Source organism: Nocardioides sp. BGA-UO-ETr-FS32 (genome assembly GCF_059567905.1).
Genome location: NZ_JCAQOX010000017.1, coordinates 211,593 through 224,954, shown reverse-complemented (window position 1 = coordinate 224,954; position 13,362 = coordinate 211,593). Strand labels below are relative to the sequence as shown.

Annotated in this window: 14 protein-coding genes and 1 riboswitch; of the genes, 6 read left to right on the top strand and 8 right to left on the bottom strand. The window is 72.2% G+C overall.

Annotated elements, in window-relative coordinates; all coding sequences use genetic code 11:
• Positions 1-10 precede the first annotated feature (10 nt).
• From AC57BS_RS21280 to AC57BS_RS21245, 8 genes are all read right to left on the bottom strand, one after another.
• On the bottom strand, positions 11-673 hold the full coding sequence (locus AC57BS_RS21280; protein WP_496413450.1) for a hypothetical protein: 663 nt from the start codon (positions 671-673) through the stop codon (positions 11-13).
• A gap of 56 nt (positions 674-729) precedes the next feature.
• Complete coding sequence (thiC, locus tag AC57BS_RS21275; RefSeq protein WP_496413449.1) at positions 730-2,376, bottom strand: phosphomethylpyrimidine synthase ThiC; 1,647 nt, start codon at positions 2,374-2,376, stop codon at positions 730-732.
• Entirely contained in the window at positions 2,373-3,194 is an 822-nt protein-coding gene (gene thiD / locus AC57BS_RS21270) for a bifunctional hydroxymethylpyrimidine kinase/phosphomethylpyrimidine kinase (RefSeq protein ID WP_496413448.1), read from the bottom strand. The genes thiC and thiD overlap by 4 nt, the downstream gene beginning before the upstream one ends.
• Positions 3,188-3,751 (bottom strand): thiamine phosphate synthase, encoded by a 564-nt coding sequence (locus AC57BS_RS21265; RefSeq protein ID WP_496413447.1) that lies wholly within the window; start codon positions 3,749-3,751, stop codon positions 3,188-3,190. The genes thiD and AC57BS_RS21265 overlap by 7 nt, the downstream gene beginning before the upstream one ends.
• Positions 3,748-4,512, bottom strand: coding sequence for a thiazole synthase (locus AC57BS_RS21260; RefSeq protein ID WP_496413446.1), 765 nt, complete (start codon positions 4,510-4,512; stop codon positions 3,748-3,750). Before AC57BS_RS21260 ends, AC57BS_RS21265 begins: the two co-directional genes overlap by 4 nt.
• Positions 4,513-4,520: 8 nt before the next feature.
• The gene (gene thiS, locus AC57BS_RS21255) at positions 4,521-4,709 is read right to left on the bottom strand and encodes a sulfur carrier protein ThiS (RefSeq protein WP_496413445.1); all 189 of its coding nucleotides are present in this window, start codon (positions 4,707-4,709) and stop codon (positions 4,521-4,523) included.
• Entirely contained in the window at positions 4,700-5,713 is a 1,014-nt protein-coding gene (locus AC57BS_RS21250; RefSeq protein ID WP_496413444.1) for an FAD-dependent oxidoreductase, read from the bottom strand. The genes thiS and AC57BS_RS21250 overlap by 10 nt, the downstream gene beginning before the upstream one ends.
• Positions 5,713-6,306 carry a thiamine phosphate synthase gene (locus AC57BS_RS21245; protein WP_496413443.1) on the bottom strand — a complete coding sequence of 198 codons (594 nt, stop codon included), beginning with the start codon at positions 6,304-6,306 and terminating at the stop codon, positions 5,713-5,715. Before AC57BS_RS21245 ends, AC57BS_RS21250 begins: the two co-directional genes overlap by 1 nt.
• Positions 6,301-6,410, bottom strand: a riboswitch (TPP riboswitch). It overlaps the preceding gene by 6 nt.
• Before the next feature lie 102 nt (positions 6,411-6,512).
• Here AC57BS_RS21245 and AC57BS_RS21240 point away from each other — a divergent pair.
• The 6 genes from AC57BS_RS21240 to AC57BS_RS21215 all read left to right on the top strand — a co-directional run bounded on the left by AC57BS_RS21240 (position 6,513) and on the right by AC57BS_RS21215 (position 13,355).
• On the top strand, positions 6,513-7,241 hold the full coding sequence (locus AC57BS_RS21240) for a helix-turn-helix domain-containing protein (RefSeq protein WP_496413442.1): 729 nt from the start codon (positions 6,513-6,515) through the stop codon (positions 7,239-7,241).
• Positions 7,242-7,384: 143 nt separating this feature from the next.
• The gene (locus tag AC57BS_RS21235) at positions 7,385-8,914 is read left to right on the top strand and encodes a sugar ABC transporter ATP-binding protein (RefSeq protein WP_496413441.1); all 1,530 of its coding nucleotides are present in this window, start codon (positions 7,385-7,387) and stop codon (positions 8,912-8,914) included.
• Positions 8,911-9,933, top strand: coding sequence for an ABC transporter permease (locus tag AC57BS_RS21230; RefSeq protein WP_496413440.1), 1,023 nt, complete (start codon positions 8,911-8,913; stop codon positions 9,931-9,933). Before AC57BS_RS21235 ends, AC57BS_RS21230 begins: the two co-directional genes overlap by 4 nt.
• Positions 9,930-10,973 carry an ABC transporter permease gene (locus tag AC57BS_RS21225; protein WP_496413439.1) on the top strand — a complete coding sequence of 348 codons (1,044 nt, stop codon included), beginning with the start codon at positions 9,930-9,932 and terminating at the stop codon, positions 10,971-10,973. Before AC57BS_RS21230 ends, AC57BS_RS21225 begins: the two co-directional genes overlap by 4 nt.
• Before the next feature lie 20 nt (positions 10,974-10,993).
• Complete coding sequence (locus AC57BS_RS21220; RefSeq protein WP_496413438.1) at positions 10,994-11,977, top strand: sugar ABC transporter substrate-binding protein; 984 nt, start codon at positions 10,994-10,996, stop codon at positions 11,975-11,977.
• Between the two features lie 82 nt (positions 11,978-12,059).
• Complete coding sequence (locus AC57BS_RS21215; protein WP_496413437.1) at positions 12,060-13,355, top strand: M24 family metallopeptidase; 1,296 nt, start codon at positions 12,060-12,062, stop codon at positions 13,353-13,355.
• The last annotated feature ends 7 nt before the right edge of the window (positions 13,356-13,362 follow it).

Below are 13,362 nucleotides of genomic sequence, written 5' to 3'. Positions count from 1 at the left end.
GGCGGCGGCGCTACAGACCGAGCCTGGCCGCCTCGTCGGGGCGCTGGCGCAGGACGTCAGGCAGGAGGTGCTCGAGGACACCGACCTCCTCGATGTTGTGCCGGACCCATGCCTCGGCCATCGCGAGCGGGAACACGCGGGTGGTGAGGTGGCGGTTGACCTGGCCGAGCACCGGTAGGCGTGCGCCGAGGTCCATCACGCTGACGTAGTGCGCACCGTCGGGTCCCCACGACCACGTGTGCTCGAGCTGGAAGACCGTCATCCCCGCGATCCGGCGCACGAGGCGGATGCCGGTCTCGTCGAGGCGCTCGACGCGCTCGACGGAGTCGACGCGGAAGCGCTCGTCCCGGTCGAACGCCTCGACGATGCGATAGCTCGCCCCCTCGTCGGCCCCGCCACCCGGCGCCGGCCGGGCCAGCTCCCAGGCGATGTGGTCGAGCGGGTGCCATGCCAGGTAGCCCGACATCCGTTCTCCCGCGTAGTGGACCTCGTCGCCGATGTGGCGGAACCACCACAGCAGCATCGGCGGTGTGATGCCGGCCAGTGGCCGGTGGTCGATCGTCACCCGCATGCGGTGGTGTGGGAGCCGGCGGATCGCGCTGCGGGCGGAGTCCGGGGTGCGGAGCGGGTGGAGCAGCGGTCGCGGCTCGGGCAGGGGCATCGGACGGGCCACAGTCGTCACCTCCGGTCGACGGGGGTCCCACGGTAGGCCCCAACCGCTCGAGGAACTCACCCCTCGACGTACACCGTCCCGCCGAGCTCCAGGAACTCCGCCGACTTCTCCGCGAAGCGATCCCGCACGTCCTGGCTGATCCGCATCGAGCAGAACTTCGGGCCGCACATCGAGCAGAAGTGGGCGGTCTTGGCGCCCTCGGCCGGGAGGGTCTCGTCGTGGAACGACTCCGCGGTCGGTGGGTCGAGCGACAGCGCGAACTGGTCGTGCCAGCGGAACTCGAACCGGGCCCGGCTCAGCGCGTCGTCCCACTCGCGGGCGCCGGGGTGGCCCTTGGCGACGTCGGCGGCGTGCGCGGCCAGCTTGTAGGTGATGACGCCGGTCTTCACGTCGTCGCGGTTGGGGAGGCCGAGGTGCTCCTTGGGCGTGACGTAGCAGAGCATCGCCGTGCCGTGCATGGCGATCGCGGCGGCGCCGATGGCGCTGGTGATGTGGTCGTAGCCCGGCGCGACGTCGGTGGCCAGGGGGCCGAGCGTGTAGAACGGCGCGCCGTGGCACCACTCCTGCTGGAGGCGTACGTTCTCCTCCACCAGGTCGAGCGGCACGTGCCCGGGGCCCTCCACCATCACCTGGACGTCGTGCTCCCACGCCCGCGCGGTGAGGTCGGCGAGGGTGCGCAGCTCCGCGAGCTGGGCCGCGTCGTTGGCGTCGGCGACGCTGCCGGGGCGCAGGCCGTCGCCGAGGGAGAACGCGACGTCGTAGGCCGCGAAGATCTCGCACAGCTCGTCGAAGTGGGTGAAGAGGAAGTTCTCCTCGTGGTGCGCCAGGCACCAGCCGGCCATGATCGACCCGCCACGGGACACGATCCCGGTGACCCGCCGGGCCGTGAGCGGCACGTGTCGCAGCAGCACGCCGGCGTGGATCGTCATGTAGTCGACGCCCTGCTCGCACTGCTCGACCACGGTGTCGCGGAACACCTCCCACGTGAGCCGGTCCGCCTCGCCGCCGACCTTCTCCAGCGCCTGGTAGAGCGGGACGGTGCCGATCGGGACGGGCGAGCTGCGCAGGATCCACTCGCGCGTGGTGTGGATGTCCTCGCCGGTGGAGAGGTCCATGACGGTGTCCGCGCCCCAGGTCGTCGCCCAGGTGAGCTTGTCGACCTCCTCGGCGATCGAGGAAGTCACGGCGGAGTTGCCGATGTTGGCGTTGACCTTCACCAGGAAGCGGCGACCGATGACCATCGGCTCGCTCTCGGGGTGGTTGACGTTGGCGGGGATGATCGCCCGCCCGGCGGCGACCTCGCTGCGCACCAGCTCGACGTCGCAGCCCTCGCGCGCGGCGACGTACTCCATCTCCGGCGTGACGATCCCCTGGCGGGCGTAGTGGAGCTGGGTGACGATGCGGCCGGCGCGCGTCCGGAGCGGCGGACGGCGGCTGCCCGGCCACTCCTCCCGTGCGCTGCCGCGGCGTACGGCGGAGCGGCCGTTGTCGAGCAGCTCGGTCGCGCGTCCGGCGTACTCCTCGGTGTCGTCGCGGGCGGCGATCCACTCGCCGCGCAACGGGGCCAGGCCGGTCGCCGGGTCGGAGCCCGGGCCGGAGGTGCAGTAGCGGTCGAAGGTCTCGCCGTTGGTCAGCCGGACGCGCGTGACCGGCACGCCGAGGGGGCCGGTGAGCACGCGCTCGTGGGCGGGGTGGACGGTCATGCGGGTTCCTCCTGGAGGTGGGGGGAGAGGGTGGGGGACAGGTGGGAGACGGGGCCGCGGCCGCGCCCGAGCCGCCAGCCGCTGCTGTCTGAAAGACGGCCCGAGACGTACGCCGCCGCGGTGCGGGCGGCGTCGGTGAGGGCGTCGCCGTGGGCGATCCGCGCGGCGAGCGCGCTGGCGTAGGTGCACCCGGTGCCGTGGTCGGCGGTGGTGGCGACGGCCCGGTGCCGCAGCGCCGTCGCGGCGGCTCCGGGCTCGCACAACCAGTCGGTGCACGTCGCGGCGGGCGACCCGGGGCGCCACTCGGGGCCGCCGGTCAGCACCACCGCGCAGCCGAGGTCGGCGAGCCGCGCGGCCAGCTCGGGCGCGGGACCGTCGCGACCCGCGAGGGTGCGGGCCTCGTCGAGGTTGGGCGTGGCGACCAGCGCCGCCGGGAGCAGGTGGTCGACGTACGCCGCCGCGACGCCGCGGTCGCCGAGCACCGCGCCGCTGGTGGCGGCGAGGACCGGGTCCACCACGACGGGGAGGTGGCCGAGCCGGTCGGTGACCAGGCGGACGACGTCGGGCGTGCCGAGCATCCCGGTCTTCACGACCGCGACCGGGAGGTCGCCGAGGACCGCGTCCAGCTGCTGCGCGACGGCCTCGACGGGCAGCTCGTGGATCGCGTGGACGCCGGTGGTGTCCTGCGCGGTCACCGCCGTGACGGTGCAGGCGGCGTGGCAGCCGAGGTGCCCGATCGTCGCCAGGTCGGCAGCGAGTCCCGCGGCACCGCCGCTGTCGGTGCCGGCCACGGCCAGCACCACGGGCGGGGTCAGCACGGGAGGTCCCGCAGCAGGTCGGCGACGACGGCGGCCGGGTCGGCGGCCCGCATCACCGCTCCCATCACCGCGACTCCGTGGGCGCCGGCCGCGACGGCGGATGCCGCGTTGGCGGCGTCGACCCCGGCCAGGGCGAGCACCGGCAGCGGGTGCCCTGCGAAGGCTGATGCCGGGAGCGCGGGGCCGTGCCCCGGCTTGCTGGCGCTGGCGGCGTACGGCGACAGGGTCACCCAGGACGCGCCCTGCTCGGCCGCCCCGGTGACGTCGGCGCGGGAGTGGCACGACCTGCCCCAGCAGCCCTCGGCGGGGGCGGGCTGGTGGGCCGCGACGTGCAGGCCGTCGGCGGAGTCGTCGGGGATCCGCGAGGAGATCACGGTGAGCCCGTCGATCGCCGCGAGGTCGGCGACAAGGGCCTGCCGCTGACCGGGCTCGAGGTCGTGCTCGCGCACCACCACCGCCGCCAGACCGGCGTCGACGCACTCCCGCACCGTGCGGACGAGGCCGCGGCCGAGCCTCAGCTGCGACCGGTCGGTCAGCAGGACCAGCCGGGGGATCACGCGATCCTCCCCGCGAGCGGGCTGGCCGAGCGCGCGGTCGTACGGCGCGGGACCCGGCCCGCTCCCCGAGCGGCAGCCCCGGCCTCGACGGCCAGGCGGAGCGCTCGGGCCATCGCGACCGGGTCCGCCGCGCGCGTCACCGCCGTGGCGGCGAGGACCGCGTCGCAGCCGAGCTCCATCGCCAGCGCCGCATCGGAGGCGGTGCCGATCCCCGCGTCGAGGACGACCGGTACGTCGACGGCTGCCACGACGGCCTCGATGGCGTACGGGTCGAGGATGCCCAGCCCGGAGCCGATCGGGGACCCCAGCGGCATCACCGCCGCGCAGCCGACGTCGGCGAGGCGGCGGGCGAGCACCGGGTCGGCGGTGGCGTAGGGCAGCACCGTGAAGCCCCGTGCCACGAGCTCGGCGGCGGCCTCGACCAGCTCGACGGCGTCGGGCAGCAGGCTGGTCTCGTCGCCGATCACCTCGAGCTTCACCCAGTCGGTGCCCAGCGCCTCCCGGGCCAGCTCGGCGGTCGTCACGGCCTCACGCGCCGACAGGCAGCCGGCCGTGTTGGGCAGGACCGGGATCCCGGCCTCGACCAGCTGCGCCAGCAGACCGCCGGGCGCGGAGCTCGACGTACGCCGCACGCTGACCGTCACCAGACCGGGCCGCGCCGCATCCAGGACCGGCGCGACGAGGTCGGGGCGCGGGAGCCCGCCCGTGCCGAGGAAGAGCCGGGACGACAGGGTCCGGCCGGCGATCACCAGACCGGTCATCGGAGAGGTCATCCGCCGGCCACCGCCGTCACCACGTCGACGACGTCGCCGTCGACCAGCAGCCGGGTGCCGTGCTCGGCGCGGGGCACGACCTCGTGGTTGACCGCGACGGCGTGGCCGTCGGGGATAGGCCCGACGAGCTCGAGCAGGGTGGTGACGTCGGCGACGTGGGCGGCGCCGTTGAGGGTCAGGTGCACTGCGGTCCTCCAGGGTCGAGCCGTCGGGGGTCGACGGCGGGATCGGGGTCGGCCCCGTCGACCGCGTCGGCGAGGAGCCGTGCGGTGAGGGGAGCGAGGAGCACTCCGTGGCGGAAGTGGCCGGCAGCCAGGAAGGTCCCGGGGTCGCCGGTGGGCCCGACCAGCGGCAGGTGGTCCGGGGTCGCCGGCCGGTCGCGGGCCTCGCAGGCCAGCAGCTCCGCCCGGTCGAGCGACGGCAGCAGGACGCGCGCCGCCCGCAGCAGCCGCACCACGCCGCCGGCCGTCGGCACGGGGTCGGTGTCGTGCTCCTCGACGGTCGCGCCGACGACCACCTCGCCGCCGGACCGTGGCACCACGTAGACCGGCTCGCCGCCCACCCAGCCACGCACGACGTGACGCGGCGGGTCGTCGGTCCGGAGCCGGACGACCTCCCCGCGTACGCCTCGCACGAGCGTCGTCCACGGCGCCGGGAGGCGGGAGCCGGTGGCGACGACGAGGGCGTCCGCGTCGCCGAGCGGGGAGCGGGCGTGGACCCGCTCGCCGAGACGCCGGAGCAGCGCGGTGACCACGGCCCGCGGATCGACGGCACGGTCGCGGAGCGCGAGGCCACCGGCGACCCGACCCAGCGCCGGCTCGAGCCGGCGGACCTGCGCGGACGTGAGCACGTCGACGTCGACGCCCAGGGTTGCCAGCACCTCGGCCTGCCGCTCGACGTCGTGCCGGTCCGCCGCGTGGTGGCCCACCAGCAGGGTCCCGCGGTCGTGCAGCGGCACGCCCAGCCGCGCGGCGTACGCCGGCCACAGGCGCGCGCTCGCGACACCCAGCCGGTGGACGTCCGGCTCGCCGTACCAGGCCTCCCCGCCCGGCGACAGCATCCCGGCCGCGACGGCCGACGCACCGCTGCCGGGTGCCGGGTCGACGACCGTGACGTCGTGGCCGCGGGCCACGAGCTCCTCGGCACAGGCGAGCCCGACGATGCCGGCACCGAGGACGTGCACGCGCATCAGCCGAGCTCCCGCACCAGCTCCTTCGCTGCCCGGAGCGGATCGGGTTCGCGCCAGATGGCGCCCAGCGCCGCGACGCCGTAGGCCCCTGCGTCGAGGACCTCCGCCACCCGGCCGGCGGAGATCCCGCCGATGGCCACCAGCGGCAGCACGCCGCCGGCGGCGGTGACCGCGGCAGGTCCCAGGGGGTCCGGCAGGCCCGCCTTGCTCGAGGTCGCGAACACCGGACCGAAGCCGGCGTACGCCGCCCCGGCCGCCGCGGCACGCTCGACGTCCGCCCGGTCGCGGCAGGTCGCGCCGACGACCAGGTGCGGTGCCGCCCGCGTCGCGAGCTCGACGGGCAGGTCCTCGGTGCCGAGGTGCACGCCGTCGGCGCCGGTCGCGAGCGCCACGTCGAGCCGGTCGTCGACCACGACCATCGCGCCGGCGGGGCGTACGGCCGCCTGCACGACGCGGGTCAGCTCGACGAGCTCGCGCGTGGTGACGTCCTTGTCGCGGACCTGGAAGCCCTCGACCCCGACCTCGGCGAGCTCGGACAGCAGGGACAGGTCGTCGGTCGAGGAGACCAGGCAGAACATGCGTGGCAGAGCCATGGGGAACTCACTTCCTTCGCCGGCATGACCCGGATCAGGTACGACGGTCGGAGCGGTTCCAGCTCCCTCTCAGCCCGCTTCCGCGGACTCCCGTGTGGACGGCGGTGACGCTAGCAGAGGTCGTCGGTGTGCACAGTCCTCGTTCGCGCGTATGGTGTGTGCACACTGACCGTGCATTGAGTGAGAACAGGCCAGAGGGTGCAGACGTGACAGAGAACCAGGCATCGACCGCCGAGTGGATCGCGATCGGGGACCGCATCCGTACGGCACGTGAGGCAGCTGGGATCAGCGTCCGCGAGCTCGCGCGTCGCGTGGAGGTGTCCGCCAGCCACGTCTCCCAGGTCGAGAGGGGCCTGGCGTCGTTCAGCGTCCGGGCCCTCTACAACGTGGTCAGCGAGCTCGAGATCTCCATGGACAGCCTGTTCGACGACGTGTCACCCGTTGCCGAGGTGCCGTCGGCGTCGGACCCGTCCGCGGCCGGGACGAGCCCCGGCACGGGCAGGCACGGCACGTTCGACCCCCTGGTGTCGGGCGGGATCGTCCTGCGAGCACCCGAGCGTCCGACCCTCCCGCTGGCCGGAGGGACGCGGTGGGAGCGGCTCACGCCGCGACCGGAGAACGGTGCCGAGTTCATCGAGGTGGTCTATCCGCCCGCTCCGGAGGGCGGCGGCCGCACGATCGACTTCATCCAGCACTCCAGTCGCGAGTACGGCCTCGTCGTGTCGGGCAGCCTCACCGTCCAGGTGGGCTTCGAGACCACGGTGCTGCACGCGGGCGACTCGATCGCCTTCGACTCCGTCGTCCCGCACCGGTTCTGGAACAGCACGCCCGAGGAGGTCCGCGCGGTGTGGTTCATCCTCGACTCACCCCGGTCGGGCGCCGAGTCCGCCGAGGACGGCCACCTCTCGCTCGACGGCGGCCGGCGCGGTCATTGATCTCTGTTCTGTCAGAGAGAACGTTTGATCAGAAGTGTTCTCTTTAGGGGTTCCCTAGCGTGCACTCCTAGTGTACGTTCTTCGTTTGTGACGTCTACCACATGACAGTGGTCACTCAACGTTCCAAACGGAAGGAGCACGGCGTGAGCGACGACCAGTCCTCAACGGTCGGGCCCGTGGTGATCGAGGCCGACTCGATCGTCAAGCGGTTCGGCGGCGCGGTCGCACTCGACGGCGTGAGCGTCTCGGTGCGCGCGGGAGAGATCTACGCGCTCGTCGGTGAGAACGGCGCCGGCAAGTCGACCCTGATGCGCATCCTCGCCGGGATCCTGGAGCCCACCGAGGGCACCGTCCTGGTCGACGGACAGCCCCTCGAGGGCGGCACCCGCGCCGCGCTCGACGCCGGGATCGCCCTGGTCCACCAGGAGCTCAGCCTCGTGCCGGAGATGACCGTCGCGGAGAACATCATGCTCGGCGCGTTCCCGACCCGTGGCGGCGCGATCAGCCGCAAGGAGATGCAGCGCTACGCCGGGGCGGCGCTCGAGGAGATCGGTGTCTCGATCGACCTCGACGAGCCGGTCTCGCGGCTCTCGGTGTCCCTGCGCCAGTTCATCGAGATCGCCCGCGCCGTGGCCCGCAAGCCGCGAGTGCTCATCCTGGACGAGCCCACCGCCACGCTGACCCCCGCCGAGACCGACTACCTGCTCGAGATGCTGCAGCGGCTGGCCCGAGGTGGCCTGGCGATCGTCTACATCTCGCACCGGCTGCCCGAGATCTTCGCCATCTGCGAGCGCGTCACCGTGCTCCGCGACGGCCGGCACATCGACACGGCGGACATCGCGGACACCACCCCCGACGGCCTCGTCGACAAGATGGTGGGCCGCGAGCTCAAGCAGGACCTCGGCGTGGTCCGGGAGAGCAACCCCGGCGCCGTCGTCCTGTCCGCCCGAGGCATCACCGCACCGAAGGTGCGCGGCATCGACCTCGACGTACGCGCCGGGGAGATCGTCGGCCTCGGCGGGCTCGTCGGCGCCGGGCGCAGCGAGCTCGTCCGCGCGATGCTGGGGGTCGACCTGCGGACGGGCGGGGACGTCACGGTCCTCGTCGACGGCCGCGTGCGTCGCGTCGGCAGCTACCAGTCGGCGGTCCGCCACGGCATCGCGTTCGTCCCCGAGGAGCGACGCCAGGACGGCCTGGCGCTGAGCATGTCGGTCAGCGACAACATCGCCCTTCCCAACCGCCGCGCGATCTCCCGGGCCGGCGTGACCAGCCCGGCCAGGCAGCAGGCCTTCGCCAGCGCGCTCGCGGACACCGTCGGGCTGCGCCCGCCGAACGTCAAGCGCGACGCGGGCGACTACAGCGGTGGCAACCAGCAGAAGGTCGTCATCGCCAAGTGGCTGGGCCTCCGCCCGCGCGTGATCGTGCTCGACGAGCCGACCCGCGGTGTGGACGTCGGCGCCAAGGCGGAGATCCACCGCCTCGTGCGCGAGCTCGCGGACGAGGGCACCGCCGTCCTGGTCATCAGCTCCGACCTTCCCGAGCTCCTGGATCTCTCGGACGTCATCCACGTGGTCCGCGACGGCCAGATCGCGGGCACCCTCGCCCGCGACGAGGCCGACGAGCGGAGCGTCATGTCCCTCGCCGCAGGAGAAAGCATGGTCACCTCGTCATGAACCAGCTCACCGAGTCCCCCCCGGTGGCTGCGCCGACGGCCGCCGCCCAGGCCGAACCCGACGGCCCTTCCACTGCTGCCAAGGCACTGCTGTGGGCGGCGGAGCGAGGGATCGTGGTCTTCACGGCCGTCCTCATCCTCGCCTCCCTCCTGTTCGTCGACGGCTTCGCGTCGGCGGTGAACATCGCGGACGTCTTCCACCGGGCCGCACCCATCGGGATCGTCGCCGTGGGCATGACCTTCGTCGTCATCAGCGGCAACTACCTGGACCTGTCCGTGGTGGCGCAGGTCGCCACGGGTGCAGTCATCCTCATCGGCGTCAGCAACTCCCACAGCATCCCGCTCGCGATCCTCCTCGCGCTGGCCGTCTCGGTCGTCTACGGGCTGGTCAACGGGGTCGCCGTCGGCTACTTCAAGGCCAACGCCGTCATCGTCACCCTCTCGACCACCTACATAGGCCTCGGCCTGTTGCGCTGGCTGTCGGGCGGCAGCATCTACTTCGGCCCCCGAGGCGGCACGATCGCCACGTTCGGCGACATCAAGGTCGGCGCCGTCCCCATCTCCGCGATCGTGCTGGTGGTGGTGGCGCTCGTCCTGGGCTTCCTGCTGAGCCGCACGAACTTCGGCTTCGTGGTGCGCGCCTTCGGCAGCAACAAGGAGGCCACCCGGCTGAGCGGGGTCAACACCCCGGTCGTCGTGGTCGGCGCCTTCCTCATCACCGCCTTCGCCGCCACCGTCGCCGGGTTCGTGCTCGCCGCCTACTCCAACACCGCCGTCAGCTCCATGTCCGACGGGTACGACTTCCGTGCCCTCGCGGCCATCATCATCGGCGGCACCAGCGTCTTCGGCGGCAAGGGAAGCGTCCTGCGCACGGTCCTGGGCGTCATCTTCGTCAGCGTCCTGACCAACGTCCTCGTCCTCTCCGGCGTCGGCTTCGGGTGGCAGCAGGTCGCCATCGGCTCCCTCATCGTCCTCGCCGTGTCCGTCGACGCCCTCGCCAGGAAGGTGAGCAAGAAATGAGCACCACCCACGGCATCAGCTTCGGCGACGCCCCCGTCACCACCCGCGCCGACCGGCTACGCCGCACGCTCGGTCGCCGCACCGAGGGTCGCGCTGTGGCGCTGCTCGCGGTGGTCCTCGTGGTGGCGCTGGTCATGGAGCCCCTGGTCTTCTCCGCCTACCCGGTCACCCTGAGCCGCGTCGCGCTCGTGGGCCTCGTCGCCCTCGGCCTGACGGTGGTCATCCTCATGGGCGAGCTCGACCTGAGCGTGGCCAGCACAGTCGTCCTCGCCGGTGTGGTGATGGCACAGACGGACAACGTCGCCCTCGGGGTCCTCCTCGCGCTGGGCACCGGCGTGGTCGTCGGACTGGTCAACGCCTTCTTCGTGGTCAAGGTCGGGATCAACTCCTTCATCGCCACCCTGGGCATGCTGTTCGTGCTGAAGGGCCTCGCGATCGTCATCTCGGGCTCCAGGCCGATCCCGCTCGAGAACATCACCTTCGCCATCCAGTTCGGGCTCCCGATCCTGGGACCCCTGACGCCGCGCATCGTGATCTTCGTCCTCACCTTCCTGCTCCTGCACATGTTCCTGACCCGGGTGCGCGCAGGTCGCGAGTTCTACGCCGTCGGCGGCAACCGGCAGGCGGCGCGGGACGCAGGCATCCCCGTCGACCGGCGCCTGGTCACCGGCTTCGTCATGTGCAGCGTCATCGCCGCCGGCGCCGGCGCGATCGACACCCTGGAGCGCACCGCGGCGGACCCCACCGCCGGCTCGACCGTGCTCCTCTCCAGCATCGCCGCAGCCATCATCGGCGGCGTCGCCCTCACCGGAGGGCGTGGCTCCATCCTCGGCACCCTGATCGGGGCCCTCTCTCTCGGAACCCTGGAGGTCGGCCTCACCCTCACCGGCGTGCAGGTCGACATCCAGCAGATCTACATCGGCGGGGTCCTGCTCCTCGCGGTCATGACCGACCCAGCCAGCCTCAGGGCAGCCCGCTCCTCCCTCCGCACCTCCCTCCACGGAGTCCGTGCCCGGTCGACCGACCGTGGGCTCACGTGATCACCGAAAGGAACACCCCCATGCGCAGCACCCGCACCGCAGCCGCACTGATGACCCTCCTGTTCGCCGCGTCGGCACTCTCCGCCTGCGGCTCCGACAGCGCCAACAGCGCGGCCGACGGCGGCACGAAGGTCTACGCGCTCCTGCCGCAGGGCACCGACCAGCCGTACGGCACCGAGTACCTCAAGGCGATGAAGGCCGAGGCCGACAAGGAGGGCCTCGAGCTGACCATCACCAACTCGCAGTACGACGCCGACAAGCAGGCCAGCGACTGCCAGGTCGCCGTCGCGGCCCGGCCGGACCTGATCATCCTGTGGCCCGCCGTCGCCGACACCGTGCGGCCCTGCCTCGAGCGCGCCAAGGCGGCCGGCATCCCGGTGACGGTCACGAACTCCGACGTCAAGGAGGAGGACAAGAGCCTGACCGCCGGCTACTCCGGCCCGGACACGTACGGCCAGGGCGCCGCCTCGGCCGAGATCATGTGCGAGCTCGCCGAGGGCAAGGACATCAACATCCTCCAGGTCGAGGGCCTGACCGGCAACACGACCGCGATCAACCGCAAGGCCGGCTTCGAGGAGACGATCGAGAAGAACTGCCCCAACGTGAAGATCATCGCCTCGCAGCCCGGTGACTGGAACAAGGACGACTCGCAGACGGTGACGTCCGAGATGCTCACCGCGGCGGGCGCGAAGAACGTCCAGGGCATCTACGCCGCCGACGACACCATGGTCGCGGGCGCCATCGACGCGCTGAAGTCGCAGGGCCTCGACGTCAAGAAGATGCTCATCACCTCGATCGGCAACACCAAGCTGGGCAACCCGCTGGTCGTCAACGGCGAGCTCGACGGCACGGTCTTCCAGTCCTCGGCCTGGGACGGCGAGAACGCCGTCACCCTCGCGGCGAAGGTGCTCGACGGCGAGGAGGTCGACGGCGACCTGTTCATGCCGTCGGTGAAGGTCACCGAGGCCAACGCGTCGGACGCCGAGGTCACCCCCAACTGGTGATCGCCCCATCCGTACGAGGCCGGGGGCTGGATTCCCCCGTGCCGCCCCCGGCCTCGTGCCCCCAGCTCTGAGAGAGACCACCGTGAGCATCACCATTCCCCAGCAGGCACCCGGGATCGAGGTCCCGCGCCTCGACTTCGGCGGCCGCCCCGTCCCGGCACCGGGCCACATGGGTGTCGACTACGAGGCCCGCGTCGACTTCGACCGGCTCCGCGCCTACCGGCTCGACCGGGCGAAGGCGGCGCTCGAGGCCAGCGAGTGCGGCGCCTTCCTGCTCTTCGACTTCTACAACATCCGCTACACGACCCAGACCTGGATCGGCGGCGCCCTCGGCGACAAGATGATCAGGTACACGCTCCTGGCCCGCGGGAAGGAGCCGGTGCTCTGGGACTTCGGGTCCGCGGTCAAGCACCACAAGCTCTACTCGCAGTGGACGCCGGAGGACAACTACCGCGCGGGCTTCCTCGGCTTCCGGGGCGCGGTCGCTCCCTCCGTCGGTCTGATGGAGTCGGCGATCAAGGAGATCAAGTCCCTCCTCGTCGAGGCCGGCGTGGCGGACATGCCGGTCGGCATCGACATCGTCGAGCCGCCGTTCCTCTTCGAGATGGAGCGCCAGGGCCTGCGCGTGGTGGACGCCCAGCAGTCGATGCTGGACGCGCGCTGCATCAAGTCCTTCGACGAGATCCTGCTGCTCAACCAGGCGGCCGCCATGGTCGACGGGGTCTACCAGGACATCACCGAGGCGCTGAAGCCGGGCGTCCGGGAGAACGAGATCGTCGCCATGGCCAACCAGCGGCTCTACGAGCTCGGCTCGGACCAGGTGGAGGCCGTCAACGCGATCTCGGGGGAGCGGTGCAACCCGCACCCCCACAACTTCACCGACCGGATCATCCGGCCCGGCGACCAGGCGTTCTTCGACATCATCCACTCCTTCAACGGCTACCGCACCTGCTACTACCGCACCTTCGCGGTCGGCAGCTCGACGCCGGCGCAGCGCGACGCGTACACCCGCGCCCGCGAGTGGATGGACCGGGGCATCGACGGCATCAAGGCCGGCGTCGGCACCGACGAGGTGGCCGCGTTGCTGCCCACGGCAGAGGACATCGGCTTCGGCAGCGAGATGGAGGCCTTCGGTCTCCAGTTCGCGCACGGCCTCGGCCTCGGCCTGCACGAGCGCCCGATCATCTCCCGGCTCAACTCGATGAAGGAGCCGGTCGAGCTGCAGGTCGGCATGGTCTTCGCGCTGGAGACCTACTGCCCCGCCGCCGACGGCTTCTCCGCCGCGCGCATCGAGGAGGAGATCGTGATCACCGAGGACGGGCCCCGGGTGCTCACGCTGTTCCCGGCGCAGGAGCTCTTCGTCACCAACCCCTACTGAACCTCCC